The following is a 25,500-nucleotide window of genomic DNA, read 5'->3' as shown; positions in this document are numbered from 1 at the left end:
GGGAGCATGTTGTCCAGAATAAGACGCGGAGATAAGATCCTGTTTGCCTTGATCCTGATCCTTGGATCCTTCACGGGTCTGCAATGGTGGAAACATAGCCATGTAGTAGATTATCAGCAAGGACAACTGCAGGCCTTGATTACGGTGAATGGCAAAGAATACGAAACCGTCCCGCTGACCGGGGACGAACGTATCATTGATATTAAGACGAAGTTTGGACACAACACGCTGAAAGTATATGACTACGGGATCCAGATGATCTACTCGGATGCCCCGAAGAGAATTGCACTGGATATGGGATTTATCTCGGAACCCTATCAGCAGATCATCTGCGTACCGACCAGAGTCGTGGTCGAGGTGTTAGTTCCCGAGCATGAACAGCGTGAGACGGAGCTGGATGCCGTGGTTGGCTAAGTCCTGGTTAAGAAAGGGATGACTTTCATAGATTTTATAAAGAACCGGGGATTTATGCCGGTTCTTTTTGTTATTTAGGACAATTGGCGTGAATGTAAGGCTAGCGTAACTTTTTAGCTGAAAGGATAGTTATAATTAGAGAGGAAATGAAGTCAGGTAACAATCACAGATACGCTGCGGATACGAAAAAGCGCTAAAGGTAAGAGAGAATACATATAGAAGAGTTATGGTCGATTGAAGGTCTGCAGTCATAGCAGTAAAGGTGGGGAGAAGATGGATATGATCGCGCTGATATTGATTGTAGGCTTTTTATTCGTTGTGGTATATTTGAGGGCAATCTGGAACGTATTGCTGGACATTCGAAACGAGTTAAGAAACGATAGTGATAGAGGGGCATGATTAAATGATGAACGAGAAAAAAGACTACTCGCACGTATACTGGATTGGAGGCTCCCCCTGTTCAGGCAAATCCACGATTGCCGATATGATCGCGAAAGAGTACGGCTATACCTACTATCAATGTGATTTGTTTAACGAGCAGCATGTGAACGCATCCCATCCGTCTGAGCATCCAACCATGTTCCGATTGAAGGATATGACCTGGAATGCGTTGTGGTCTCGACCTGTAGAGCAGCAGGTCCATGAAGAGCTGGAGTTTTATCGCGAGGAATTCCGGATGATTGTGGATGATGTATCGGCCATGCCGGACACGAGCCCCATCATTGTGGAGGGCGCAGCTCTTTTGCCGGAAAAAGTAGCACAGCTGGTATCCAGCCCTCATCAGGCGATATGGATCGTGCCGGTACCGGATTTCCAGAAGGAGCATTATGCGAAACGGGAATGGATCCACGATATTCTGAATCAATGCGATGATCCCGATACCGCGTTTCAGAATTGGATGGGACGAGATATCGGTTTTGCGGCATATGTGGCCAAGGACGCCATGGAACGGGAATTCAAGGTCATATTCGTGGACGGAAGCAGAAGCATTCAGGAGAACTACGAAGAGGTTAAACGGCATTTTAATCTATGAAAATAGCAGGGAATATAGTGAAAAAAATCAAACTTGCCTTATTGGTTTTGTTCGTTCTTGTGCTTCTGTCTCCCTTTGTGTACGTGCAGGCGAACAAAATGATCTACGCTAAGAAGGTGAATGCCTACCTGCTGGAAGAAGAACGTTACAGCAAGGATGAGATACAGTCGGTACAAGGCGTCTGGGGGGTTAAGCTGCCTCCCTTTTATGATGTCGTGGTGTTTAAGGACGAGCCTGACGTCGAATATATTTATTTTGCCCATGACACGATTATGCAGTTCGAATACCGGTTGACTCCTGAGAGGAAAGCCCGTGGAATTACCCGATCAAAGCTAAAGCATTATATCCCAAGGGAATGATATGGTATTATCTGATTTTAATTTAAGTTGTTCAAGGGGGGCATAGCATGTCCATTATGCTACAAACATCACGTCTGCAGTTGAAGACCATGGATCGGGACCGGGCAGCGGATGTGGTGGATTTTATAATCAGGAACGATGAGCATTGGAAGGTATGGGAGCCCGCTAGAGAAGCTGAGTTCTATACCATGGATAAGCAGGCGGAGATTCTGGCTGCGGAGAGTCGAAGCATAGCTGACGGATCACTGTTCAAAGTGTGGCTGCATAAAGATGATGAAATCATCGGTTCGATTGCGATCAGCAATATCGTTCGAGGCGTTTTTCAATCGGCACATGTGGGGTACAAGCTGGCTCAGGCACATACGGGAAAAGGGTATATGACCGAAGCGCTACGGGCCGTGGTCACCTATTGTTTTGATACGCTGGAGCTGCACCGGTTGGAAGCTAACATCATGCCAAGGAACAAAGCTTCATTGAATGTAGTGAGACGACTAGGCTTCTACGAAGAAGGATTGGCCATCAAATACCTGAAGATTAACGGCGTCTGGGAAGACCACCTCCATATGGTTATCCGCAATGAACGCTTGGAGTAAACGCATCGAAAGGTACATACTTCAATAGTGTCCAAGACAAACCGATCATCAAGACTCATACCTGAGATGGGAGCATTTGGGGTGCTGGGTCTTTCTCACAATTACGATAATTTCAGGAGGTTATCGCTATGCCGTGGCCTATGGTCCATTTCGGGGTTGCCCAGAAGCTGGGCGGACCGGAGCCGTCCTCGCATTTGCTGATAGGGAGCATCGCTCCGGATGCCATTCATGTTAGAGGCAAGATCACGAGAGAACAGAAAGGGATTACGCATCTGGTACGTGACGGAAGGCTGCCTGATGCAAACCTCATCAAGGAGAACTATTTGCATTATCTAAATCTGAAGCCGGAGAAGGCATGGAAAGAATATATATACGGTTATTTTGCGCATATTTACACGGATTTGCGGTGGGTTCAGACGTTGTACGCTGCTTTTAAGAAAGAAAACATAGATGACAAAGAAAACGTAGGATATACATATAACCAAGAGGTCAGTCAGCTCGAATTCGAATTGAAACGATCACAGCCTTGGACAGACTCCATTTTGAATAAACTTAAGGATTCGGAAGGGCATGCCATACCTCTTTTTGTTGAGAAGTCGGAGGTAGAGCAGTATCGTACGATCAAATTAGAGTGGCTGTGGGATGAACGAAATGAGCCGAAGATTGAGCTGATTTATTTTACCTTAGATAAAGTGGAAATGTTCATACAGGATATAGCTGGCGAGTTGAACACATTATTCATCCCTTCGGGGATTCATGCACATGGAGGTTAAATTGAAAAGAAAATATGCTGACCGGATCGATTGGCGAAGAGTCGTAAGCAGAAATTTCAAGTGTATATTCATTGAGGAGCAGGATTTCAAGGGATATGTTACTTTACTTACCCTTCATCAAGTAGAGAAAAAGTTATTCGTTCAATATCAGGGCGAAGAATTGTGCATCGCAGCTGACGGGTACTTTTGGCTTCAGCAGTTTCCTGTGAATTCCAACTTCTGTGTGACCACGATGTTGAACCAAAGCCATGAAGTGCTGCAACGGTATATCGATATTTCTAGGTCGAATGGAGTTAGTGACGAAGGAATCCCCTATTGGGATGATCTTTATCTGGATGTTATTGTGCTTCCAGACGGAAACTTTTTCATCCAAGATGAGGATGAGCTTGAGGATGCCTTACGCCAAGGGCATATTAAGTTTCAAGATTATAAGCTGGCTAAAGAAAAGGCGGCAAAGATCATATTGGAAATCCGGTCTGGAGAAAACCACGTAATCAACAGTAGTATCAGGCACTTTCAACAATTGATCAACCTCTGAGTCTATTGTAATTGAAGATACAAGGAGGACTTTTCATGCTTCAAGTAGAAGTTAGGCGACCCAATCGCGGCGATATAGAGGCGATGGAGCATTTTTTCAGGCTCATGATTACCGACACTTTTGCCAAAGAAGGCTTGGCAGATTTACTGGAGGACATTGAGTTGGAGATTGAGAGCAAAAGAAGGTGCTTGAACGCAGATCTGGATACGAACGGAGAGCAGAGATACTTTCTCATCGGACTACTAGAGAACCACATTGTGAGCTGCATCGAGTTTGGACCATCCAATGCATTGATCCGGGAAGCTACTCATGGCGAATTGCGTGATGTGGTTGAAATCGGAACGGTATTTGTTCATCCGGATTGCCAACAGCAAGGGATCGGAAATCTAATGTTAAATGTCATGTATCTTACGCTTCACAATAAGGGACTGACGGAATTTTGTTTGGATAGCTGATACTCTCGTGCACAGAAGATTTGGAAGAAGAAGCTGGGTGAACCCGATTATATCCTTCAGGACCATTGGGGGAGTGGAGCTGACCATTTGATATGGAAAAGAAAGCTCTCGGATGTTCCTGTTATATTCAGATTGTAGGAGTGGTATACGTGCATAAGAGAATCGAAGAGCTTACCTTAAACGCTTGGCCGGCGCTCCAAACCTTGACACAGCATGGATGGCTGTTACGATTTGCAGACGGATATACAAAGAGATCCAACTCCATTCACGCTCTCTATACGGAGCCTTCCATAGACCTTTATGGCCAGATCGAACAATGTGAGCGTTTATATGTTAAAGCTGGGCTTGACGTGGTATTTAAAATCACACCATTCAATCCGCAGGAACTCGATCCTATTTTAGAATCCAGAGGATATACCATACTGGATCCTACCAGCCTCAGAGTGTTGGATCACCTGGATGATATTGAGCCTCCATCTCATGAGGAAGTTAAGATCGAAGAAAAGCTGACCGATGAATGGCTGGATGTGCTTGCGGACATAACCGGAATTTCCGACAGGAACAAGGCTGTGAAAAGAAAACTGTTTAACTATTCCGTGATACAGTATGGATTCTTCATCCTATATGATCAAGCTGAACCTGTAGCATGCGGGATCGGAGCTCTGGAGCAGGGCTTTGTAGGAATATATGATTTGGCTACCGCTCCGGCATATCGAAATCGCGGGTTCGGCAAACAGTTACTATTACATATTCTGCATTGGGCTAAGAAGAATGGAGCCACGCGCAGCTATTTGCAGGTGGTACAGCATAATCTTGCTGCAAGCCGGTTGTATGATCGTCTTCAGTACAAAGAGATTTATTCCTATTGGTACAGACATAAGCGTATCGAAGGGTAAGGACATATAACCCCATCCATGGATGTTGTAGATCTGCCGCTTGCATGACAAGGGGTTACTCAATCTGATGAACAGTTGTATAATCATGGAAGAAGCCTGGCATGGATGACCTGACTTAAGAAGGTGCTATCTAAGTGGGTTCTTTTTAGTCAACGAACGATGATTTGGCTTCAGATACGACGTGAAGGTTGCTTACGTTGCGGAAGGTTGGTGAACCCATGTTTGATTTATCGTCGAAATATTATGACGTGATCTACAGCTTCAAGGATTATGAGTAGGAGGCTCAGCAGGTCCGGGAATATATTGAAAAACAGGGTAGGGATTTCCGGACCCTGCTTGACGTTGCCTGTGGAACCGCGGAACATGCTTTTTTCTTAAAGCAGTACTATTCGATCGACGGTATCGATCTAAATCCCGAATTCGTCTCGATAGCGAAGTCAAAAAATCCTGAGGGTGATTATTCGGTTGCCGACATGACCCGATTTCGCTTGGAACGGAAATATGATGTCATCCTGTGTCTGTTCAGCTCCATCGGGTATGTGAAAACGCTGGATCTGTTGGTGCAAACCCTTAAGCAGTTTAAGGAGCATCTGAACGAGGAGGGTGTCATTCTGGTTGAGCCGTGGTTTACACCGGATGTCTGGACATCCGGAAGAGTGGACACGATGATGACCGAGCATCGTGGGATCCATATGAGCAGGATGTCTCATTCGGACCGCGAAGGCCCTATTTCGATCATGAAATTCGAGTATTTGTTTGGAAGCGAGCATGGAATCGAGCATTATACGGAGGAGCATCGTATGGGACTCTTTACCGTGGACGAGATGATCAAGGCTTTCCAGGAAGCGGGACTGGACGTAGAGCACGATCCCCAAGGCTTGATTGGAAGAGGCATGTATATTGCACGAAAAACGAAGTAAGGAGGAGCTTGTGATATGTACATCCATAGGCCGCTGGCGAACGAGGATTTGTCAGCGATATGCAGCTTTCCTCAAACGCCGGAAGAACTGTTTTACATGAGTCCCAAATCGGAGTTTCCTTTGACACCTGAGCAAATCCTGGGATTGCTGGAAAACCGATATGATCCCACGGTTATTGTTGAAGAATCTTCAGGGCAGGTTGTCGCTTACGCCAATTTTTATGAGGATATGGATCAATCTCTGTGGCTTGGCAATGTTATCGTTTCTCCGTCGCATAGGGGAATGGGAGCTGCGCAGAAGCTGTTACAGACCATGATGGATATAGCCAAAGAGAAATATGGAATGACTTGCTTTTATCTTAGCTGCCATAATACCAATTCCAGAGGTCTTGTGTTTTATCATAAGCTTGGATTTGAGCCCTTCGATGTCCGTATTACGACGTTAGATGATGATCGGAAAATGATTACCATTCAGATGAGGATGAATTTAGTCTGAGTGGGATGGTGTATAGTCGTTCTTGAAGCAAAGGATGAAAGGGGAGCGAGGTATGTCCACCATTCAGGCAGTGCTGTTTGATTTTGATGGTACATTAGCAGATACGTTGCCGCTTTCGTTTAAAGCGTTCCGGGCGGTTTTCTTGAAATATGAAGGCAAAACGTTGACGGATGCGGAAATCGTGGAGACCTTTGGTCCAACGGAGGAAGAGATTATAACTAAATATCTCTCGAATCCAGCCCATGTTGACGAAGCCGTAGAATATTATTACGAAGTGTTTGAGAAGGATTTTCAGAAGCATGTACAGGTGTCGGAATCGATCCAGAATCTAATCTCGAAGTTGTGGGATTTACAAATACCCATGGTCATTATTACGGGCAAGAGCAGAAGGTGCCTGGATATCTGTCTTAGAAATCTGGAGCTGGACGTTTTTTTTGCTGCTACCATCACGGGTGATGAGGTTGAACGTTCCAAGCCGGACCCGGAAGGGATATTCAAAGCCGTTCAATTGTTGAGCCTGAGCACATCGGACGTGGTTTTTGTCGGCGACAGCGATGCCGATATAGCGGCAGGTAAATCAGCCCAGGTGTTCACCATTGGAGCGCATTGGTTTGATACCGTGCAGAACGCACAATTTGGCGTTGAGCCCGATGATATTTATACACGGCCCGATCAGCTGATAGCCCTCGTTATTGGCAAGGGGAATTGAGCAATGAATGCAGGAGGACTATATTGAACAATAAGACAAATATCGATTCTCAAGGAATGCCCTTCACCATTGAATGTGAGGACATCCTGCTCAGGGAGTATAAGATGGAAGACCTTGATGCGATCTTTAAGATCACGCACGAACCGGAGATCAGACAGTTCCTCCCCGGTTGGGATGTATCGAGGGAACAACGACTTGAATGGTTAACTCACTATGAGATTGTGGAGAATCGGCAGTTCTTGCAGGCCGTTCATGACGGCGGGGATGTGGGGCAGCTGCGTCTGCGGCTAGCCATAGTCTTGAAAGAAACAGGCGAATGTATCGGCTGGTGCAATACAGGTCCTAAGGAAGAACTGCCCCCGCCTAATAGAGAGATCATGTACGGAATTTCCAATCGGTATTACAATAACGGATACACAACGCAAGCTGTACGGGCATTAATTCAGTTCTTGTTCCGTAACACAAATGAGCTCGAGCTAAGTGCTGTAGCCGTCGTTCATAATCATGCCTCCAATAAAGTGATCCAAAAATGCGGGTTTACATATATGGGCGAAATCGAGCTTGAGCAGGAGCGGCATCATCTCTATAAACTCCGCAGAGAGAGTTAAGGAGGCATTATGAAACAACTTGTCCTTGGAGCGGGAATCTTCATTTTGATTGAATTGCTTCTAACCATGCTCTTTGCAGTAAATGAATGGATCATGATGATATTAGCAGCAGGGGCAATCATTACGTTGTTGTTGTTCATACTCGTTCGTCTAACGGAGCTGGTAAAGAGTAACAGGGATCATCTAGAGAACCAAAGAAGGCAAAAGATTAGGGAATTGAATCAACAATCCAGTTTGCAATGAGTTAAGCAGCATGTAAGGAGGGCAGCCGTGCGTTACAACGTTATTTTATTTGATGCAGATGAAACATTATACGACTACGCCAAGTCGGAGGCTTTTGCGTTATCCGGTGTTTTTGGCGAGATTGATCAGGAGTGCACGGATGCCATCGTAGACAGCTACAGACGCATTAATCAGCAGTTGTGGAGTGATTTCGAGCAGGGGAAGGTTACACAGCGTGAATTGCGTACGGCCAGGTTTGACCGGCTGTTGGCAGAACACGGCATTAAGTGCGCCTTGGACGCCGATGCCTTTAGCGATGTTTACATAAAATATTTAGGGCAAGGCTCCTTTCTGATGGAAGGGGCAGAAGAGCTGTGCAGTCAACTGGCCGAACGCGGCCAACGAATGGCTATCATCACGAACGGAATTAAGGAAGTGCAGTTTAACCGAATCAGCCGGTCGCCGTTATGCAACACCTTTGAATGCATCATTGTTTCGGAGGATGCCGGGTCCCAAAAGCCTCACAAAGGGATATTCGATTATACCTTCGATAAGTTGAATCACCCCGACAAGAAGGAGGTTCTCATTGTCGGCGATTCGTTAACTTCCGATATACAAGGAGGCATTCATTACGGGATTGATACCTGCTGGTATAATCCGCTGCGCAAGGCAAACCCGACATCCATTCAACCTAAGTATGAGATTCATTCGCTTATGGAACTGTACGATATTATTTCATTTGAGTGATCGCTTTGTATCGGTGGATGAAGTATGAAGGCAGGGAGACATGATCCATTTTTGACTTCGATTATTATGCTAAGGTATTTCCCGTGGGTTCCACTTAAACAGAGAGGAAGGTGCTGGGGTTGGTTCAATGTCCATGGTGCGCACACGAGGTAACGATAATTGATAATATGTGTCCGGAATGCAAGCATGAGGTGTTGCCTGAGCATCTGATCTCAGAGACCAATGAGCAAACGACCGAACATTTTGATTCAACAGCGGAAATGGACTACCTAAGTATTGAGGAATTAATGGTTAGCAAATTCAATTGCCGCCGCTGTGGAAATCTTGAATGCATCTCGCAGGAAGTCAGCATGAGCGGCACAGGTGTGAGCAAAATTTTCGATATCGATTATCATCATTATCTTTTCGTATCCTGCACCCGATGCGGCTTCGTCGAAGTATTCAATCCCGATGTGCTCAGAGGCCATAAATCCGGAGTGCTGGGAACGGTACTCGATATAATCTGGCGTTAACAAAAAACATTTCAACAAAGGAGTATGAACATGATACAGGCATTTATCTTTGACATGGATGGAGTCATTATTGACAGCGAACCGCTTCACTTTGAAGTCGATATTCAGGTGATGAACGACTACGGATCGGCGATAACTCATGAACAGCTGGAGAAGTATGTAGGCATGACCAATCCGGAGATGTGGGCAGCCATTAAAGATGAACATCAGCTTACCCAATCCGTTTCGGAAATCATTGAATACCAATTGTCCAATAAAATTGAAATACTCACCTCACGGGAAATGGAGCCTATTGATGGGATACGAGAGCTCCTTGCGGAGCTTAAAGCACGTAACATACCGGCGGCTATTGCATCATCATCGCCACCTGTATTCATTTCGGCCGTCTTGCGTAAGTTCGATCTCTTGGAACATTTTGAATGCGTAGTGAGCGGTGAAGAAGTGGAGAAGGGAAAACCGGCGCCGGATGTATATCTTAAGGCGGCTGAATTGCTCGGTGTAGATCCAGAGCATTGCATGGTGCTTGAGGATGCCCGGCATGGCGTGGCCGCAGCGAAGGCGGCTGGCATGACATGTATCGGCTTCGTGAACCCGAATTCGGGGAATCAGGACTTATCGCAGGCCGATCATGTGGTGAACTCGATCCGAGAGGTCGCGCAAATTTGTGAATTTGAATAGTTCATGGTCTTATAGCTTGGCAGCTTGGCCGCACATTGCGGCTAAGCTGTTTTTTTGTTTTTGATCCAAATGGTTATAAACTCAACTAATTGATCATAAAACTCGTTTATACTATATCTACTATATTATATCTACTATTAGTATCTAGACCTAAGTCTAGGTTAATTATCGTCTGAAGACGGAAGGCATCCTTCTCCGATCATGATATTCTTGCATTAACATGATGTGGGAGAGGAATGTGAACGGATGATTTCGAAATTGGATTTGACCAACGATATCGCACAATATACGAGCTGCCAAGTGTGTAGCCTAGCAGAGGAGACAAGGCCTGATGGATTTTTTACGTAATTTGGGCGATATCGGATTATTTATTCATGCTATGATCGATGCGATTATTTTTCCGATTCCGGCGCTTTTCTCGCAATTGTCTTTAAGTGCATTGAGTCCGGACCGTGCGATTTGGCTCGCCACGATCGGATTTGTCGGCTGCCTGATCGGGACGCCGATCGGTTATGGAATCGGCAAGGTTTCCGGAAATTTGGTCTTAACCAAGATCATGAAGAAAAAATGGTACGATTCCGCCACGGCGTTGTTTACCAAGCATGGCGAAGCCGCTATCCTTGTCGGTGCGTTTACGCCGATACCCTTCAAAATTTTCACCATTCTATCCGGCTGCATGAGTTATCCCTTATGGAAACTTCTCAGCTACGCAGCGATCGGACGCGCTGTGAAGTTCTATACCGTAGGTGTGCTGTTCTACGTATATGGGCGTGCTGCAGAGAATATGGTGGACAGCGTGCTTACAATTATTTTGTTGTCCGTAGGTGCCCTGATTGGAGGAGTCTGGCTGACGGTTCGCTTTATCAAGAACCGCAGGAAGAAACGTTCGGAGGTCCCTGTCGTGCAGGGTTCAAAAGATTCAATTGATGTTACGGCAGGTGAAGAATGAATGATAGAGCGATTACGAAGATTTGATCACCGGGTATTCGTCTGGTGCAACCAGACGATCAGCAACAGAGCCTTTGATCGCTTGTTCGCCGGAATCACCCATCTCGGTGGAGCCACCTTTACGATTCTGAGCGCACTGCTCATCGCCTGGGCTGCATTTGAAGCATGGGATATCACGGCATATCAGAGTGCCATTGCATTAACCGTTAGCCATCTGATTGTTGTCCTCATTAAGAAGATCGTCAGAAGAGATCGTCCGTTCCGGGTTCTGGAGCAGGTGAAGATCGGAAATTTCCCATTGAAGGACTACTCCTTCCCGTCAGGACATACCACGGCGATCTTTGCCGTCATTACACCGCTGTTGTTTCTCGTATCTCCGCTGCCGACGATACTGCTGCTTATCCTGGCTGTGCTGGTCGGTTTATCCCGTATATATTGGGGATATCATTACCCAACCGATTGCCTGGCAGGCAGTCTGATTGGATTCGGTTCCGGATGGCTGGTCGTATACCTGATGCATGTCATTGGAATCACATAACGTTAGATAAGGAGTCCTATTCATGAGATCCATATATGAGCAAAAAATCATCATATTAACCGGAAGTCTGGGAGAGGGTCACAACCAGGCATCAAAGGCCATTGTGGAATCAGCTAAAAGAAACTACCCTCATCTGCGCGTTAAAGTCGTCGATTACATGGAGTTAACCCATCCACGGCTGCATGTGGCCGGTCAGTTTTTCTTTGTGCAATGGATGAAGCATTTTCCATCCGTTTACGGCTATTTATTCCAAAAAACGCGCGAGGAAAACACGCTCATCCAGATGCTGAAACGCTTCAGCACCTTCAGTCTTCACAAGCTCAGCACGATGCTGGAAACGGAAAATCCGGCTATCGTGGTCAGTACGTTTCCGCCGGCAGCAGCGGGCATGTCTCTGCTGAAAGCGATGGGCTACACAAATGTGCCGACGGCAACCGTCATGACGGACCACACGGATCACAGTTACTGGATACACTCTCATACGGATTATTACATGGTTGGTTCCGATGTGGTACAGGTTGCTTTGGAGCGTAAAGGCGTGCCAAGCGAAAAGATCTCCGTCACCGGCATACCCGTCAATCCAATGTATAGTCAACCGGTCGATTCGGAACGGCTCCGAGATTATTATGGCTTGCGTCCATCCGAACAGGTCGTGCTGATCATGGGCGGTGGAGAAGGGATGATCGATAAAGAAATTATCGAGCTCTTAAAATCAAGGGCATATCCGCAGGGTGTTCGGTTTATGGTCGTGTGCGGCCGTAACGTGAAGTTATATCAAGTGCTGCTCGAAGAATTTTTAGATCATCCGCAGATCACTGTCATGGGTTATGTGGATCGTATGCATGAATTGATGGCGATAGCGGACCTAATGGTAACAAAGCCGGGAGGACTCACGATTTCCGAGGCATTAACGATGGAGCGCCCGATGCTGCTAGTGAAACCCCTGCCAGGCCAAGAGCAGGATAATGCGGACTACCTGGTTGGAATAGGCGTGGCACGTCAAGCCATGGCCGGTGAATTGAAACACCAGCTGCTGACATTAATTACGAGCCCGTCCTTGCTGCAAGAGATGAAACGGCGGGCGGCCATAAACACGCATAAAGATTCGGCTTTGCTGGTCCTGACAAGATTGATGGATATTCAACAGAATCAGCGCCTTTCTCGTGAATGGTCTGAAGATATGAATCTGGTGCCCTACGAAGTGCTGAACAGAGAAGTTTATGTAAATGATGCTCTACAACACTACTATGACAGTTATCGGTAAGATGAAGGAGTTTTCCCCATGAATTTGTTTGAATTGGTTGAGCAGTTGTTTGAACAATACGGTTACCTGGTGTTATTGATTGGGCTCCCCCTTGATTTTATTGCTCTTCCAATTCCTCCTGGAAACAGTACCTTAACCTATACCGGGTTCTTAACCTATAAAGGAATCATCGATATGGTTCCGGCAGTTGGATCTGCTTTTATGGGAGCGGCCATGGGGTTGACCATTACCTATATCCTGGGATACAAGCTGGGTATGCCGCTTATAGAGCGCTATGGAAAATGGCTGTTTATCAAGCCGTCCCTTGTAGAGAAGACGCAGGCTTATTACAACAAGTATGGAAATAAGCTGCTCATTATTTGTTTTTTCATCCCCGGGGTCAGGCAATTTATCGGGTATTTTATCGGCATGATTCGGGTTCCCTATCGAACGGTGTGGCTGTATGGATACACAGGCGTGGCTTCATGGGTGCTGGTCTTTTTCAGCATAGGTTTCATATTCGGAGAACAATGGCAGTACATTCTGAATGTGGTTGAACATTATTTGAAGGTGATTTTTATTTGTCTGGCTAGCTCTTTTCTCGTTTTGCTGGTGTGGAGTCGTGTTAAACGCGAGAAAGCCAAGAAGCTGTCCAAAGTGACCCGGAATGAATAGTTATAAATGAAATGAATATTTGTCAAAGAGGGCCCGGCAGCGTGTTTATGGTATCTGTGCTGGGTTTTTATGATTTGGACAATCCTTGCAGAATTTATGATATATTCTTAATAAGTCAGCAGCACATACATAATGAGTTTGAAAAATACAGGATGTAGTAGGGGGCAGATGATGAGCAAAATCATACCATTATTCAGGGTATTCGATGAAACGAAGGCAAGGGAGTTCTATATTCAATATCTTGGTTTTACCTTGGATTGGGAACATCGGTTTGACGATTCGGCACCACTCTACATGCAAATAACAAAGGATTCGTTAACGATTCATTTGACTGAGCATTACGGTGACTGTTCCCCAGGAGCAGCCATTCGCGTGGAGATGGAAGGGATTGAAGATTTTCACAAACAGCTGTTAAGCCAGAACTATCCGTATTCCAGGCCTGGAATCGAGATCGCCCCCTGGAACAGCAAAGAGGTATGTGTTACGGATCCATTCGGCAACCGAATCACTTTCTACGAGGAGTTGGAATCCAAGTGAAGAAGCTAAACCAGATGCGATTTGAACAAGCCAGGCAATATATGCTGCACCAGGCCAGGGACCTTGAACGGGCATTGTTCCGGTACGAATTCGAGGACGGGGTATTTACGGACGTGTTAACTGAGCTTGCCAGCTATCAGAACGAGGACGGTGGATTTGGACATGGACTTGAGCCCGATCTTCGCTGCAAAGAGTCATCTGCTCTGGCAACAACCAGAGCGCTTGAGATTCTTCGGTTGAATCCAGATCACCCGGAGCGGAACGAACAGGTTATATCCGCGTTAAAGTATCTTGAGCATTCTTATATGCCAGAACGGTCAGGGTGGGACATTATCCCTAAGGAAGCGGAGCAGTCTCCGAGGGCGATATGGTGGCAGTACGGTGCCTTCAAGGATCATTGGGGAAATCCCAATGCGGATATCATGGCCTATTTTATCGACGAGCGGGAGTTATACCCTTGGGAATCGTTGGAATCAAGGATTGATTATGCTGTGAACTACCTGAAACAAACCAGCGATCTTAACGAAATGCATGAATTGTTTTGTTATTTGCGCCTGAACGAAAGATTGCCGAAAGAGCAGGCGTCCGAGATCGGAGAAACACTTGAGGCCTTCATGGATAACTGTATAAGCAGGGATCCTGGCAGCCGCGAGGGATACGGAGCAACGCCTCTCAGTATTATAGATTCTCCGAATTCACCTTATTTTGCTAAATACCAGGAGTTTCTGCCGCTGGAACTGGATTTGCTCATAGAGGATCAAGGGGAAGATGGTGCCTGGGAGCCCAATTGGAGCTGGTACCAGTACGAAGAGGTATGGCCGTTGGCCAAAGAGGAATGGAAGGGCGTTCTGACATTGAATGCACTTCGGACGCTGCGTAATTTTGAAAGGATTGCGGGAGATTGACAGCGGATTTCCTGGATCAAACAGAAATGGCTCGGTTCGCATACAGCGGACGAGCCATTTTTAATTAGTAGATGGAAGAATGAATCTGTCTAACATCCATAATGTGTCCATTCACGTAGAGGTCCTGCAAGAGGAAGCAAATAAGTAAAGCCGGCGTAATCCTTCCTCGATCTCTTCTAAAGACAGGTTTCCATATCCTAACACGATACCCGTTGAACGGAGGGGGCTAGAGGATGAGATCCTGTAATTCGATACAGGCTCAACACGGAACCCGTAAGAAGCCGTGTCATTCCATGGAAGAAGGGCGTAGGGTTCCGGATGGAAAATAATCTGAAGATGCATTCCCGCATCATCGCCGAGAATGGAAATATCCTGTCCGAATAAGTGCTGAAGCCGCTCCGTCAATGCATTACGTCGTTTTTTATACATTTTCTTCATCGTATGGATATGTCGTTCCAGATGCCCGTCCAACATATATTGGCTTAATGCTTTTTGAATGATGTATGGGGTTTGTAAATTCAGTTTATCTTTCATTTCGGCAATGGTATCGGTTAGACTCGGCGGAACAATCATGAATCCGATCCGAAGGCTGGGCGACAGCATTTTGCTGAACGTTCCCACATAGATCACTCTGGAAGGGGACAGCGTCTGTAGAGGAGGCACAGGGATTCCTCGAAGCCGGAACTCGCTGTCATAATCATCTTCAATAGCAAAAGAGTCGGCTTCCTCCAGCATCCGAATGACCTGATGTCTGCGCTGAATGGATAATACGCTGCCGGTTGGAAACTGATGTGACGGGGTTAATAAAACCAGATGACCTGGTGTGATACTTGCCAAGGTATCGACGCGCATTCCGCTGTGATCAACCTCAACCGGAATAAGATTATAGTTCATCGTCTGAAAAATATCCCGGGTAATATCGATTGTCGGGTCTTCGATATAAATGGAATGAAATCTGGAAGATAACGATCTGGCAAGAAGAGTGAAGCCTTCAGTGGCACCGGACACAATCACCATTTGTTCGGGTGAGCATTGAATGCCTTTAGCCCGGAATACATAGTCGCAAATCGCAGAGCGCAGAGCCGAATCACCTTTGATGTGACCGTAATCAGGGTCTGCATATTCGGAAGATTCAGCTGCTTCTTTCAAATACTTGGCCCAGATGTGTCTTGGAAACATGTTCTGATCGGGAACGCCCGTCGCAAAATCAATAACGTGTTCAAGTCCAGTTGTGATCTGCCTCTGGATCGGCTGCGTGCTCGAAGGTGGAGCGGTACGCGGATTGGGAGAGGGGAGGATACCTTCCGCTACATAGGTGCCTGATCCTATCCGTCCTTCCAGATATCCTTCAGCCGTCAGCTGCTCGTATACCTCAATGACGACATTACGCGCAATCCCCCATTCTTTTGCCAGAACGCGTGTAGGCAGCAGACGTGTTCCGGCAGTCAGCTGTCCCGCTTCGATGATCCTTCGCAGCTGCTGACAGATCTGACGGGTTACGGGCAGTTTAGATTCACGGTTGATATAAATGCCGTACATCGTATCCCTCCTCTAACATTGGTTCCTCCAAAACAGGAATCATTGGATCTCATCACGAGCCATTTTCCTTATTATAATGGTGGACGAAGCGATAAGAAAAGGGAGGAAATAACAATGAACAGAATGTTAGGCAGATCGCAAATATCGGTAAGTCCGCTCGGTCTGGGCTGCTGGGCCATCGGCGGGAAATTTACATTGGACGGCTTGGCGGATGGATGGGGAGAGGTGGACGAACGCGAATCTATGGCGGGAATTCATGCCGCATTGGAAAGAGGCGTTAACTTTTTTGATACGGCAGATGTGTACGGAACGGGGCATAGTGAACGGGTCCTGGGCCAAGCGCTAAAGGGAAGACGGCAGGAAGCGGTGATAGCCACCAAATTCGGTTATACGTATGATGAGTCAACAAAGGAAGTTTTCACTCGTCACAATGTATCAGCGGATTATGTTCGCAGCGCGTGCGAGCGATCACTTCAACGCCTGGATACCGATTATATTGACGTCTATCAAATTCATGTAGGCGGATTAAGTCTTGGCGAGGTAGAATCAGTGATTGATACCTTGAATGGTCTTCGTCAAGAAGGACTGATCCGTACGTATGGTTGGAGTACATGGGATGTGGCCAATGCAAAAATTTTCGCTCAAAAATCAGAAGCAGCGGCAATCCAACACGTGCTGAATGTTCTCAGTGATGACAAGGAAATGCTTGCCCTTTGCGAGCGTTATGGTTTAGCAAGCATCAATAATACCCCTTTGGCTATGGGACTGTTGAGCGGGAAGTTTAATCACGACTCCAGATTCAGTGATCAAGATGTCAGGGGGAGCGGTCACGATTGGGTTTCCTACTTCAAGGACGGTAAACCCGTACCGTCGTTCCTGACTAAACTTGAGGCGGTCCGGGAGATTTTAACCAGTGAAGATCGGACTTTGGTTCAAGGGGCGCTGGCATGGATTTGGGGAAGAAGCCACGCGTCGATCCCGATTCCAGGTTTTAAAACGAGGAAGCAAGTAGAGGAGTTAACTGGAGCCGCTCTTTTCGGACCGTTATCGAACGGACAAATGAACGAAATTGAAGAATTATTGGGCTCGTTGTAAAATGCTAGTATCATTACATACGAGTTATGCAAAAAATGATGGTCAAGGAGTGAGGGAACATGGATTTGAGATACCCGATAGGACAATTTGAATGGGAAGGGCAATCGACGCCTGAACACAGGGAGCTCTGGATTCAAGAGATTAAGAGCCTGCCGGAGAAACTGAAGGCGGCAGTCCAGGGACTGAGCCAGGAGCAGCTGAATTTATCTTATCGAGATGGAGGCTGGAGCATCCGACAGGTCGTTCACCATCTGGCAGACAGTCATATGAACAGCTATATCCGGTTCAAACTTGCTTTAACGGAAGACAATCCGACGATTAAACCGTATGACGAGCAGAAGTGGGCAGCCCTCCAGGATTCATTGACTTTGGATGTTGACGCATCGCTTGTATTGATTGATGGCATACACGCCAGATGGGCCGCTTTATTAGACATCATGAGTAACGAAGACTATCTCAGAACGTTCTATCATCCCGAGAACCAGCAAAAAACCAGCCTGGAATACGCCACGGGCATGTACGCCTGGCATGGGAAGCACCATACTGCACATATCACATCGGCAAGAGAACGATTGAAATTGTAGTTGCTACACATCCTACTCCGTCACCAGGCGGAGTTTTTTCATGTGTCACCATGTCGTGATATCTAACTTGATTGTCGCAATTTTACACTGTGAATTGGGCGGTTCGTGTGATAGATTAATGGCATGATGTCTTAATATTAGATACTGAGGTGACGAGAATGATTAGAATCGGAAAAATTAGTTATTGGCATGTGCACGCTTGGGATTATACGAAACAAGCACAGGAGCATCCGGATGCTCAAATCGTAGCGGTATGGGATGAGAACCCGGAGCGCGGAAGAGAAGCTGCGGAGAAGCAAGGCGTATCTTTTTATGAGTCCCTGGATGACATGCTGCAAAGTGACGAGATCGATGCCGTGATCGTGGATGCTCCGACATCCATGCATAGAGAAGTAATGTTGAAAGCAGCGGCAGCAGGCAAACACATTTTCACGGAAAAAGTAATTGCCGCCACCCTTCAAGAGGTCAACGATATCATCAAAGCCGTGAATGAGAACCAAGTCAAATTCACGGTATCGCTACCGCGACTGAATGACGGCTACACCTTGGCGATCCGTGAGGTATTGCAGCAGGAGCTGCTCGGCACCGTAACACTCGTTCGCGTTCGCTTATCTCATAATGGCGCGACTGCCGGTTGGCTGCCTGAGCATTTCTACAGCCTGGAGGAGTGCCGCGGAGGCGCCCTGATCGATCTGGGCTGCCATCCGATGTATTTGACACGCTTGTTCCTCGGTGAAGAAGCGGTTGATGTCCATGCGAATTTCGGATACATCACGGGTAAAGAGGTGGAAGACAACGCCGTTGCTACCCTCTCTACGGCTACGGGGGCTGTCGGTGTCGTAGAAGCCGGATTTGTTAACAGCTTCTCACCATTTACGATTGAAATTCATGGTACGGATGGTACGATCCTGTACGGTACGCCGGATAGCAAACTTCTGATTCGTTCAACGAAAAAAGAAGAGTACAAGGATGCTTGGGTTGAGCTGCCGGTACCGGCGAATCGTGCAAGTGCATTTGAACAATGGATTTCCCACATTCAAGAAGATACCATTGCAGAGGAAAATATCGCATATGCGGTTGAACTAACCAAACTGATGGAAGCATCCAACCGTTCGGCCAAAGAGCATCGAGCCATTCGTTTGGATGAACTGCAATCATAAGATACAGGGATGATGCATCAGGATGAATAACCATTTTCCATACGAATTGATGAAAGATCGGCAGGATGCCTTGGAGCGGCTTGATCTGAGAGTTTATTGGGGACGTTATGAGATCCGGGTTCTTCGGTTCCATCTCACCACCTTTCCGCCAGGAAAGATTGTCTCCTTCCACAAGCATGCGGAGTATGAGTTTCATTTCATACCCCGCGGCAAGGGGACCGTTATTATGGAAGAGGAGCCTTATCCGCTGCGGGAAGGCATGTTTTATTTAACGGGTCCGAATGTGCTTCATTATCAGGAGGCGGATACAGCAGAGCCAATGGACGAATTATGTCTGCACGTGGACATTATTTCACGCGATGAGGTATCCGATCATGAGAGCCCGGCCCTGCCTGTTTCGGATCCATGGGAAATGGCGGAAGCCGATGACTGTATGGAGAAGCTGAGGGGATTACCGCTGAAGCCAACGATGGATATCCATCGTGCGATGCCTTATTTCCTTGAGGCTTATCAGGCTTCTCAGGAGAAGTATTCGGGTCTGTATACAACGATTAAGCAGTGCATTATTCAAATATTGCTGCGCGCTGTACGTGCATATGAATCCGAGCCATCGGAAGCGGAGCTGCCTTCACGGGATATGAAGGCTTACCGCTATCAATTGGCGCTGGAGTATATACATGCGAACTCTTCGGGAGAGGTTGTACTGGATGACGTGGCGGAGAAGCTGCATATCAGTTCGAGGCAGCTGCAGCGAATATTCAAGGAGCAGGCGGAAGGGCAGTCCTTCAGCGAAATACTGGAACACGTCCGCCTTGAAGCCGTATGCAGGAAGCTAATTGATACCAATTGGTCGATTGATAAAATCGCCATCCACGAAGGCTTCTCAACCGGAAGTTATTTGCATACCGTGTTTCGAAAGAGATATGGATATACGCCATCAACATATCGAGCAATGAATGTGAAATTGTAGGGGGAGTATCAGCCATGGGCAAAACCATTCGAATTGGAATTATTGGAAGCGGCGGCATTGCGGGGGAGCATGCAAAATATTATAAACGAATCGACGATGTACAGATTGTCGCCGTAGCTGATATTTTACCCGGCAGAGCCGATCAATTTATTGAGCGCTGGGGACTGCAGGGGGCAATCGGATTTGATGATCACCGCAGATTGTTAGATCTCGACCTGGATGGCGTAAGCATTTGTACGCCCAACGTCGCTCATTACAGCACCACGGTCGATGCGCTGTCAGCGGGCAAACACGTAATGCTCGAAAAACCGATGTCGGTCACTTTGGATGAAGCTATCGAGATGGTCCAGATCTCGAAGAAAACCGGGAACATGCTCAATGTGGGTTTCCAGCCGCGTTATGATCCGAACATGGGCATCATTAAGAATCTGATTCAAAACGGCGAGCTTGGAAAAGTGTATTATGTGGAAACCGGGGGCGGTCGCCGCCGTGGAATGCCGGGCGGCACGTTTGTCCGGCAGGAGATTTCAGGGGCAGGCGCCATGGCGGACATTGGCTGTTATTCCTTGGACATGGCCCTGAACGCGCTGGGTTATCCCAAGCCGTTGACGGTCACCGCGTATACATCGAATTATTTTGGAACGAACCCCAAATACCACTCCGAATCCGGAGCGTTCAATGTTGAGGATTTCGGCGTAGCGATGATTCGATTCGAAGGAGATCTTGTGCTTAACTTTAAGACTTCGTGGGCTATGCATATGGATACCCTGGGGGCGACCATGTTCCTTGGAACGGATGCGGGCATGAAGATTACACCTGCAGGCTCAGGCCCTTGGAGCGGTGTGTGGGACGGGAAGGTAGGATCGATCTCCTTGTTCCACGATATCCAAGGTCATCATACCGAAAGCGCCATACCGCTGATCAGCCATGAGCTTAACGTATTTGAGGAGAAAATCAAGGATTTCGTAAGCGCTGTGCGCGAAGGCAAGCCGGCGCCGATCCCGGGCGAGCAGGTGCTTCGGAATCAAGCGATTCTGGACGGCATTTTGCGGTCTTCCCAAAGCAAAAAAGAGGTTGAGATTCATATTCCGGACTTGGATTAATGGTAAAAAAGCCGCGCTTGCAGCGCGGCTTTTTTATGTGCTTTATGATACTTGCATGGTGATATTTTTAACATATAAAAGCTTCCATTTTTTAGATGGATATGATAGTATGAATGCGAACAATTGTTCCTCGGGAGAGTTGGATCGGACCCATACATAATATCCGGAATGAAGGATGGTGCAGACCTGATGACTGATCGATATGCTGAAATCGATGAGGTAATCGCGTATATTCACAAAAATATTTATGAGCCTCTTCCGTTATCGACACTGGCGGATTACATAGGATACAGCCCATATCATTTTTCGCGTATATTTAAAGATCGAATCGGACTGCCACCATTATATTACGTGTCCTCGCTTCGTTTGGAGAAGGCGAAGGACTTGCTATTACATACCCATCTGAGTATCCGGGATATCGCCATGGAGATCGGTCAGCAGAGTCTGGGCACATTTACGACACGCTTCACGGAAAGAGTAGGAGTGACCCCTTCCCAGTTTCGGAATTCGAAGGATGAGGCGGACGAGCATCTGTCCTCCCTGCAGAAACTGAACAGCTGGCGTGACTCCATACCGGTAGAGAATCCCAATCTGACAGTTGAGGGCACGGTAGAGGCAATGGCTCCCTTTCAGGGCGTCATCTTGATCGGGCTGTTCGCCAAGCCGATTCCCGAAGGGCTTCCATTATACGGAACTTTGTTATCTTCCGTCGGCTCGTTCCGGTTCGGAGACGTCAGACCCGGAACATATTATCTGATGGCTACCTCGGTCCCATGGGGTATGCAGGCAGTTGATTTCTTGCTTCCTAAGTCGACCACGCTGCGTACTCGTTCGAAGGAACCCATTATCGTTACCCCAAATGCTAAGACCCCGCATCTTCATGTAACCCTGCATGTTCCCCGGCTGGATGATCCGCCGATTCTGATTTCTCTGCCATTATTAATGAATCACTTCCTCAAGAGGGTTGCTCCCATGCTGCGTTGAGCCATGGAGAGGATCGGTTCGTATATTGATACATTTTTGGCATTGAAGGGGACCGCACACCTTGCAACTCTTCATTGCATTTCGTTGACATTTGGGTTCCGATTCCTGATACTTGAATGAGGGCGAACGGCTTAGTGTAGTAGTATGCAGTATGTAAGTAAGAACGAGAGATTTGAGGTGGCCCCTGTGATTGTTGTAAGCTCATGTTTAGCCGGTTTGAAGGTTCGTTATAACGCTACGGACAGCTTGGATGCGAATATTCAGCAGCTGGTTGAAGCCAAGAAAGCTGTGACCGTATGTCCCGAACTGCTTGGCGGATTCTCAACTCCACGGGAGCCTGCGGAGATCGTTGGAGGAAACGGCGATGACGTACTGGCAGGGAATGCTAGAGTTGTTGAGTTATCCGGGAAAGACGTGACCGAGATGTATTTAAAAGGTGCCCACCAAGCGCTTCGAGTGGCACAAGAGCTCGGAGCATTGCTGATCGTACTGAAAGAGAGCAGTCCTTCCTGCGGCAGTGCCATGATTTATAACGGAGAATTTGCCAATGAGAAGATAGCCGGTTATGGCGTGACTACGGCTCTGCTGCGCAGGGAAGGTTATACGGTTATTTCGGAGCACGACCTTAGAACCTATGCAGCACAGCCGGAATACGCCTCTCTTTTTGCTGTGAGTTAATATGCTCATCGGGTTCGTGTAATTTCGTCCTGCTCTATAATTATGATAGAATTATCATATCGACTGCTTACATGTTGTGATTCTTTATATTGGAGGGAATTATGGAACTCATAAATCAAACTGAAGTGCAACAAATGATTGATAAATTGAAGGATCAGGATTTATATATTCATCTTGAGATGACGACAGGCGCTTACGCTGCCCATTATGACAGCTCGAAGCACCCAGCGGCTAACTTTATTACAAATGCAACGATTCGTTACAGCCACGGTTCGATATCCGGCAATGGACCCTATCGGGTTGGATTGAAAATGAGCCAAGGCTGGGTGTATACGGAAGGACTCACCCATTTCGAACAGACGGATACCGATCGGCTGATCATGGCGGGTCATGACAGTCAGGGTAAACTTGTTGTCGCTTTGCAGCTGAGCCGGGAGCCTTTTTAATAGAGAGAGGAGACGAGGATTGATGGAGCAAAACATACTGGTCGTATTGCCGCACCCGGATGATGAAGCATTTGGTTTATCCGGAACGTTGGCTAAATATATTATGGAAGGCGCTCATGTTACCTATGCCTGCTTAACGCTTGGGGAGATGGGCCGCAATATGGGCATTCCTCCGTTTGCGAACCGTATCACATTACCGACCATTCGCAAAGCAGAGCTGGAGGAATCCTGCAAAGCGATAGGCATACAGGATTTGAGATTGCTTGGTTTCCATGATAAAACGATTGAATTCGAGGATCAAAATAAGCTGGATAGCGCGATCGCCTCTCTGCTTCAGGAGATAAAGCCATCGCTGGTGTTCACGTTCTACCCTGGATATAGCGTTCACCCTGACCATGACGCAACGGGTGCAGCCGTAATCCGGACGATTCAGCGGATGCCGGCCGGTGATAGACCTGTTGTTCAATGTCTGGCATTCTCCAACAATTGTGAGCAAGAATTGGGTAAACCGGATGTTTATCAAGATGTATCCATGTTTATGGTACAGAAGCTGAACTCCATTCAAGCCCATCGCTCTCAATTCCAGGCAGCAGAGCTGCTGGGCAAGAAACAGATGAAAGCCAAGGAAGTGGAGCAGCGCTTCGGAACGGAACGTTTCTGGACCTATACATTTGAATAATTTCCCCGTCATGGGATGAATCCATGAAGAAGAGCCACAGGATCTGTGGCTCTTTTTTGCATGGTTTGGTCTAATTCGTTAAGTCGGTTTCGGTTGATATCGAAGGAGGACAACCCCCGAACCAAAGGCTCGAGATTCAACAAGCCGAAGATGAATCCGGTTACGGAGAGAATGGAACATCGGCGTGCCGCCTCCCAGAACAATCGGATGGATATAAAGACGGTATTCATCAATTAAGTCTTGCTCCATGAAGGATGCAGCGATTCCGGCTCCCCCGAGATCCATGTGCAGGCCAGGCTGGAGCTTCAGCTCCTCCATGAACTCTTTAATATTACCCCTGACTAAAGTAGAATTCCAATCCACATGATCAAGCGTCGTGGAAAAAACAATTTTCTTTTGATTCTTCCATTTCCGAGCATATTCAATTTCGTAGTCGGGTGCCTCCGCATTAAGATCTGCGGTTGGCCAATACGATGCCATATTGGTGTAGAGTCGCCGGCCGTATAAATGAATATCGATTTCGTTCTCCGCCTCATTAAAGTATCGGTGCAGCTCCTCATCGGGCGTGGACCAATCGATAAGATGATCCTCGGTTTCGATGAAACCGTCAAGCGATACCATCATGGAATAGATTACTTTTCTTGGGGATGACGCTTCGGTCCCTTCTTTAAATGAATTCATCGATAATCACCTTCCTTGTCTTTATAGGACAACGATAGCATAAGCCTTCTGGGAAGGTTTCTCATCATTTGCTATCTAGGAGGCTGTACGAATCAACAGCAAATACTAGGGGCTGCTTATAGATAAAGGATAAAGAGTGCCCTTCATGCAGAAGGAGGTTTTACCCGTCTCCTCCGATACAACGAGTACCAGGGCATCGCTGATTTCCGACAGGCCAATGGCTGCACGATGACGGGTTCCGAGCTTGCGATCCCCGTAGGTCTTGGCTGTTAAAGGCAGCACGTTCGCAGCGGAAATAATCATCTCTTTGCGTACGAGCACAGCTCCGTCGTGAAGCGGGCTGCCTGGAACGAATATGGATTCAAGCAGGGGGCTTGTGATTTCTGCGGACAAGGGAATGCCGGGCGTTATTAACGAATCCAGGCCGTCTTCCCGTTGAATCACAATTAATGCACCCAGATTTTTTTGACTGAGATGATATATGGATTTAGCGATTTCTTGATATTTGCTGGTGAAGGGGAAGAGAAAACAATTGAGATAATACGTTGATGAAATCGATTCAGCTTCCAAAAATTTAGTTCTGACAAGATCCAGCTCGCCCAGCAGACATGAACTGTCCTGGTCCAAATTGACGATGATATGCTGCAATTGTCTCGTGATATCCGTGAGCTGTTCCTTCAATTTGTTTTTCAGCGGCGTAAAATTGCAATCCTGATTTTGCATCCGACACCTTCCTCCTTATCATTGGTATCATTACCATTCTGTATTATCGATATTCTCTAA

Annotated in this window: 33 protein-coding genes and 1 pseudogene; 31 read left to right on the top strand and 3 right to left on the bottom strand. The window is 47.0% G+C overall.

The genetic code is table 11. The features are described 5' to 3' along the window. The first annotated feature begins 9 nt into the window (after positions 1 to 9). The 22 genes and pseudogenes from OHJ21_RS11270 (at position 10) to OHJ21_RS11165 (ending at position 14,798) form a co-directional block, all read left to right on the top strand. Entirely contained in the window at positions 10 to 414 is a 405-nt protein-coding gene (locus OHJ21_RS11270; RefSeq protein WP_486020067.1) for a NusG domain II-containing protein, read from the top strand. 403 nt (positions 415 to 817) lie between these two features. After that, positions 818 to 1,447 carry a hypothetical protein gene (locus tag OHJ21_RS11265; protein ID WP_486020066.1) on the top strand — a complete coding sequence of 210 codons (630 nt, stop codon included), beginning with the start codon at positions 818 to 820 and terminating at the stop codon, positions 1,445 to 1,447. Positions 1,448 to 1,464: 17 nt separating this feature from the next. Next, positions 1,465 to 1,806, top strand: a complete 342-nt coding sequence (locus tag OHJ21_RS11260) for a DUF3139 domain-containing protein (RefSeq protein WP_486020065.1) — start codon at positions 1,465 to 1,467, stop codon at positions 1,804 to 1,806. 47 nt (positions 1,807 to 1,853) lie between these two features. Next, complete coding sequence (locus OHJ21_RS11255; RefSeq protein WP_326113239.1) at positions 1,854 to 2,399, top strand: GNAT family N-acetyltransferase; 546 nt, start codon at positions 1,854 to 1,856, stop codon at positions 2,397 to 2,399. Between the two features lie 128 nt (positions 2,400 to 2,527). After that, entirely contained in the window at positions 2,528 to 3,172 is a 645-nt protein-coding gene (locus OHJ21_RS11250; RefSeq protein ID WP_486020064.1) for a hypothetical protein, read from the top strand. 1 nt (position 3,173) lies between these two features. Then, the gene (locus tag OHJ21_RS11245) at positions 3,174 to 3,710 is read left to right on the top strand and encodes a ribonuclease FAU-1 family protein (protein WP_486020062.1); all 537 of its coding nucleotides are present in this window, start codon (positions 3,174 to 3,176) and stop codon (positions 3,708 to 3,710) included. 35 nt (positions 3,711 to 3,745) lie between these two features. Continuing rightward, positions 3,746 to 4,303: pseudogene (locus tag OHJ21_RS11240) on the top strand (GNAT family N-acetyltransferase). Between the two features lie 11 nt (positions 4,304 to 4,314). Next, the gene (locus OHJ21_RS11235; protein ID WP_486020060.1) at positions 4,315 to 5,061 is read left to right on the top strand and encodes a GNAT family N-acetyltransferase; all 747 of its coding nucleotides are present in this window, start codon (positions 4,315 to 4,317) and stop codon (positions 5,059 to 5,061) included. A gap of 302 nt (positions 5,062 to 5,363) precedes the next feature. Next, positions 5,364 to 5,981 (top strand): class I SAM-dependent DNA methyltransferase, encoded by a 618-nt coding sequence (locus OHJ21_RS11230; protein WP_486021032.1) that lies wholly within the window; start codon positions 5,364 to 5,366, stop codon positions 5,979 to 5,981. A 15-nt stretch (positions 5,982 to 5,996) separates the two neighbouring features. After that, positions 5,997 to 6,476 carry a GNAT family N-acetyltransferase gene (locus OHJ21_RS11225; protein WP_394055168.1) on the top strand — a complete coding sequence of 160 codons (480 nt, stop codon included), beginning with the start codon at positions 5,997 to 5,999 and terminating at the stop codon, positions 6,474 to 6,476. Between the two features lie 52 nt (positions 6,477 to 6,528). Then, positions 6,529 to 7,185: an HAD family hydrolase gene (locus tag OHJ21_RS11220; protein ID WP_486020058.1), complete on the top strand. Its 657-nt coding sequence runs from the start codon at positions 6,529 to 6,531 to the stop codon at positions 7,183 to 7,185. A 23-nt stretch (positions 7,186 to 7,208) separates the two neighbouring features. Continuing rightward, the gene (locus OHJ21_RS11215) at positions 7,209 to 7,793 is read left to right on the top strand and encodes a GNAT family N-acetyltransferase (RefSeq protein WP_486020057.1); all 585 of its coding nucleotides are present in this window, start codon (positions 7,209 to 7,211) and stop codon (positions 7,791 to 7,793) included. Positions 7,794 to 7,802: 9 nt separating this feature from the next. Next, on the top strand, positions 7,803 to 8,036 hold the full coding sequence (locus OHJ21_RS11210; RefSeq protein ID WP_486020056.1) for a hypothetical protein: 234 nt from the start codon (positions 7,803 to 7,805) through the stop codon (positions 8,034 to 8,036). Between the two features lie 27 nt (positions 8,037 to 8,063). Next, positions 8,064 to 8,762 carry a YjjG family noncanonical pyrimidine nucleotidase gene (locus OHJ21_RS11205; RefSeq protein ID WP_486020055.1) on the top strand — a complete coding sequence of 233 codons (699 nt, stop codon included), beginning with the start codon at positions 8,064 to 8,066 and terminating at the stop codon, positions 8,760 to 8,762. Positions 8,763 to 8,953: 191 nt separating this feature from the next. After that, positions 8,954 to 9,274 (top strand): zinc ribbon domain-containing protein, encoded by a 321-nt coding sequence (locus OHJ21_RS11200; protein WP_486021031.1) that lies wholly within the window; start codon positions 8,954 to 8,956, stop codon positions 9,272 to 9,274. Between the two features lie 30 nt (positions 9,275 to 9,304). Beyond that, on the top strand, positions 9,305 to 9,952 hold the full coding sequence (locus tag OHJ21_RS11195) for an HAD family hydrolase (RefSeq protein WP_100537709.1): 648 nt from the start codon (positions 9,305 to 9,307) through the stop codon (positions 9,950 to 9,952). A 331-nt stretch (positions 9,953 to 10,283) separates the two neighbouring features. Then, a complete protein-coding gene (locus OHJ21_RS11190; protein WP_100537708.1) occupies positions 10,284 to 10,901 on the top strand; it encodes a YqaA family protein in 618 nt (205 codons plus the stop codon). Further along, positions 10,902 to 11,438 carry a phosphatase PAP2 family protein gene (locus tag OHJ21_RS11185; protein WP_100537707.1) on the top strand — a complete coding sequence of 179 codons (537 nt, stop codon included), beginning with the start codon at positions 10,902 to 10,904 and terminating at the stop codon, positions 11,436 to 11,438. It begins immediately after the preceding gene. A gap of 22 nt (positions 11,439 to 11,460) precedes the next feature. Then, positions 11,461 to 12,702, top strand: coding sequence for an MGDG synthase family glycosyltransferase (locus OHJ21_RS11180; RefSeq protein WP_100537706.1), 1,242 nt, complete (start codon positions 11,461 to 11,463; stop codon positions 12,700 to 12,702). Positions 12,703 to 12,720: 18 nt separating this feature from the next. Then, the gene (locus OHJ21_RS11175; RefSeq protein WP_100537705.1) at positions 12,721 to 13,356 is read left to right on the top strand and encodes a DedA family protein; all 636 of its coding nucleotides are present in this window, start codon (positions 12,721 to 12,723) and stop codon (positions 13,354 to 13,356) included. Positions 13,357 to 13,527: 171 nt separating this feature from the next. Next, positions 13,528 to 13,893 (top strand): glyoxalase superfamily protein, encoded by a 366-nt coding sequence (locus tag OHJ21_RS11170; protein ID WP_326113250.1) that lies wholly within the window; start codon positions 13,528 to 13,530, stop codon positions 13,891 to 13,893. Next, positions 13,890 to 14,798, top strand: coding sequence for a hypothetical protein (locus tag OHJ21_RS11165; RefSeq protein ID WP_100537703.1), 909 nt, complete (start codon positions 13,890 to 13,892; stop codon positions 14,796 to 14,798). Before OHJ21_RS11170 ends, OHJ21_RS11165 begins: the two co-directional genes overlap by 4 nt. Positions 14,799 to 14,909: 111 nt before the next feature. Here the strand turns inward: OHJ21_RS11165 and pdxR are convergent, their stop codons facing one another. After that, complete coding sequence (gene pdxR, locus OHJ21_RS11160; RefSeq protein ID WP_100537702.1) at positions 14,910 to 16,337, bottom strand: MocR-like pyridoxine biosynthesis transcription factor PdxR; 1,428 nt, start codon at positions 16,335 to 16,337, stop codon at positions 14,910 to 14,912. A 114-nt stretch (positions 16,338 to 16,451) separates the two neighbouring features. On the opposite strand from pdxR, the gene OHJ21_RS11155 reads away from it, so the two are divergent. The 9 genes from OHJ21_RS11155 (at position 16,452) to bshB2 (ending at position 24,036) form a co-directional block, all read left to right on the top strand. Then, positions 16,452 to 17,432 (top strand): aldo/keto reductase, encoded by a 981-nt coding sequence (locus tag OHJ21_RS11155; protein WP_100537701.1) that lies wholly within the window; start codon positions 16,452 to 16,454, stop codon positions 17,430 to 17,432. Positions 17,433 to 17,491: 59 nt separating this feature from the next. Then, positions 17,492 to 18,016, top strand: coding sequence for a YfiT family bacillithiol transferase (locus OHJ21_RS11150; RefSeq protein ID WP_100537700.1), 525 nt, complete (start codon positions 17,492 to 17,494; stop codon positions 18,014 to 18,016). Positions 18,017 to 18,174: 158 nt separating this feature from the next. After that, a complete protein-coding gene (locus tag OHJ21_RS11145) occupies positions 18,175 to 19,176 on the top strand; it encodes a Gfo/Idh/MocA family protein (protein ID WP_486020054.1) in 1,002 nt (333 codons plus the stop codon). Positions 19,177 to 19,198: 22 nt separating this feature from the next. Then, the gene (locus tag OHJ21_RS11140) at positions 19,199 to 20,146 is read left to right on the top strand and encodes an AraC family transcriptional regulator (RefSeq protein WP_486020053.1); all 948 of its coding nucleotides are present in this window, start codon (positions 19,199 to 19,201) and stop codon (positions 20,144 to 20,146) included. A 14-nt stretch (positions 20,147 to 20,160) separates the two neighbouring features. Further along, a complete protein-coding gene (locus OHJ21_RS11135; RefSeq protein WP_326113254.1) occupies positions 20,161 to 21,249 on the top strand; it encodes a Gfo/Idh/MocA family protein in 1,089 nt (362 codons plus the stop codon). A 189-nt stretch (positions 21,250 to 21,438) separates the two neighbouring features. After that, a complete protein-coding gene (locus OHJ21_RS11130; protein WP_100539430.1) occupies positions 21,439 to 22,233 on the top strand; it encodes a helix-turn-helix transcriptional regulator in 795 nt (264 codons plus the stop codon). A gap of 186 nt (positions 22,234 to 22,419) precedes the next feature. Continuing rightward, on the top strand, positions 22,420 to 22,911 hold the full coding sequence (locus tag OHJ21_RS11125) for a 2-thiouracil desulfurase family protein (RefSeq protein WP_100539429.1): 492 nt from the start codon (positions 22,420 to 22,422) through the stop codon (positions 22,909 to 22,911). A 101-nt stretch (positions 22,912 to 23,012) separates the two neighbouring features. Continuing rightward, positions 23,013 to 23,357, top strand: coding sequence for a YojF family protein (locus tag OHJ21_RS11120; protein WP_100537696.1), 345 nt, complete (start codon positions 23,013 to 23,015; stop codon positions 23,355 to 23,357). Positions 23,358 to 23,379: 22 nt separating this feature from the next. Continuing rightward, positions 23,380 to 24,036, top strand: coding sequence for a bacillithiol biosynthesis deacetylase BshB2 (gene bshB2, locus OHJ21_RS11115; RefSeq protein ID WP_100537695.1), 657 nt, complete (start codon positions 23,380 to 23,382; stop codon positions 24,034 to 24,036). Positions 24,037 to 24,114: 78 nt separating this feature from the next. Here the strand turns inward: bshB2 and OHJ21_RS11110 are convergent, their stop codons facing one another. Both OHJ21_RS11110 and cdaS read right to left on the bottom strand, forming a co-directional pair. Then, a complete protein-coding gene (locus OHJ21_RS11110) occupies positions 24,115 to 24,717 on the bottom strand; it encodes a dihydrofolate reductase family protein (protein WP_486020052.1) in 603 nt (200 codons plus the stop codon). Positions 24,718 to 24,822: 105 nt separating this feature from the next. Next, positions 24,823 to 25,440, bottom strand: coding sequence for a sporulation-specific diadenylate cyclase CdaS (cdaS, locus tag OHJ21_RS11105; RefSeq protein WP_127593551.1), 618 nt, complete (start codon positions 25,438 to 25,440; stop codon positions 24,823 to 24,825). Between the last annotated feature and the right edge of the window lie 60 nt (positions 25,441 to 25,500).

The organism is Virgibacillus sp. LDC1, assembly GCF_025792345.1.
Classification (GTDB): domain Bacteria; phylum Bacillota; class Bacilli; order Paenibacillales; family Paenibacillaceae; genus Paenibacillus_AQ; species Paenibacillus_AQ lautus.
This window is presented reverse-complemented; position numbering and strand designations above follow the sequence as displayed.

Excerpts from the sequence above, each read along its gene's own strand:
- OHJ21_RS11265 (WP_486020066.1), top strand. The coding sequence starts at position 818 with ATGATGAACGAGAAAAAAGACTACTCGCACGTATACTGGATTGGAGGC.
- OHJ21_RS11255 (WP_326113239.1), top strand. The coding sequence starts at position 1,854 with ATGTCCATTATGCTACAAACATCACGTCTGCAGTTGAAGACCATGGAT.
- OHJ21_RS11250 (WP_486020064.1), top strand. The coding sequence starts at position 2,528 with ATGCCGTGGCCTATGGTCCATTTCGGGGTTGCCCAGAAGCTGGGCGGA.
- OHJ21_RS11225 (WP_394055168.1), top strand. The coding sequence starts at position 5,997 with ATGTACATCCATAGGCCGCTGGCGAACGAGGATTTGTCAGCGATATGC.
- OHJ21_RS11220 (WP_486020058.1), top strand. The coding sequence starts at position 6,529 with ATGTCCACCATTCAGGCAGTGCTGTTTGATTTTGATGGTACATTAGCA.
- OHJ21_RS11210 (WP_486020056.1), top strand. The coding sequence starts at position 7,803 with ATGAAACAACTTGTCCTTGGAGCGGGAATCTTCATTTTGATTGAATTG.
- OHJ21_RS11195 (WP_100537709.1), top strand. The coding sequence starts at position 9,305 with ATGATACAGGCATTTATCTTTGACATGGATGGAGTCATTATTGACAGC.
- OHJ21_RS11190 (WP_100537708.1), top strand. The coding sequence starts at position 10,284 with ATGGATTTTTTACGTAATTTGGGCGATATCGGATTATTTATTCATGCT.
- OHJ21_RS11185 (WP_100537707.1), top strand. The coding sequence starts at position 10,902 with ATGATAGAGCGATTACGAAGATTTGATCACCGGGTATTCGTCTGGTGC.
- OHJ21_RS11180 (WP_100537706.1), top strand. The coding sequence starts at position 11,461 with ATGAGATCCATATATGAGCAAAAAATCATCATATTAACCGGAAGTCTG.
- OHJ21_RS11175 (WP_100537705.1), top strand. The coding sequence starts at position 12,721 with ATGAATTTGTTTGAATTGGTTGAGCAGTTGTTTGAACAATACGGTTAC.
- OHJ21_RS11170 (WP_326113250.1), top strand. The coding sequence starts at position 13,528 with ATGAGCAAAATCATACCATTATTCAGGGTATTCGATGAAACGAAGGCA.
- pdxR (WP_100537702.1), bottom strand. The coding sequence starts at position 16,337 with ATGTACGGCATTTATATCAACCGTGAATCTAAACTGCCCGTAACCCGT.
- OHJ21_RS11155 (WP_100537701.1), top strand. The coding sequence starts at position 16,452 with ATGAACAGAATGTTAGGCAGATCGCAAATATCGGTAAGTCCGCTCGGT.
- OHJ21_RS11150 (WP_100537700.1), top strand. The coding sequence starts at position 17,492 with ATGGATTTGAGATACCCGATAGGACAATTTGAATGGGAAGGGCAATCG.
- OHJ21_RS11145 (WP_486020054.1), top strand. The coding sequence starts at position 18,175 with ATGATTAGAATCGGAAAAATTAGTTATTGGCATGTGCACGCTTGGGAT.
- OHJ21_RS11140 (WP_486020053.1), top strand. The coding sequence starts at position 19,199 with ATGAATAACCATTTTCCATACGAATTGATGAAAGATCGGCAGGATGCC.
- OHJ21_RS11135 (WP_326113254.1), top strand. The coding sequence starts at position 20,161 with ATGGGCAAAACCATTCGAATTGGAATTATTGGAAGCGGCGGCATTGCG.
- OHJ21_RS11130 (WP_100539430.1), top strand. The coding sequence starts at position 21,439 with ATGACTGATCGATATGCTGAAATCGATGAGGTAATCGCGTATATTCAC.
- OHJ21_RS11120 (WP_100537696.1), top strand. The coding sequence starts at position 23,013 with ATGGAACTCATAAATCAAACTGAAGTGCAACAAATGATTGATAAATTG.
- bshB2 (WP_100537695.1), top strand. The coding sequence starts at position 23,380 with ATGGAGCAAAACATACTGGTCGTATTGCCGCACCCGGATGATGAAGCA.
- OHJ21_RS11110 (WP_486020052.1), bottom strand. The coding sequence starts at position 24,717 with ATGAATTCATTTAAAGAAGGGACCGAAGCGTCATCCCCAAGAAAAGTA.
- cdaS (WP_127593551.1), bottom strand. The coding sequence starts at position 25,440 with ATGCAAAATCAGGATTGCAATTTTACGCCGCTGAAAAACAAATTGAAG.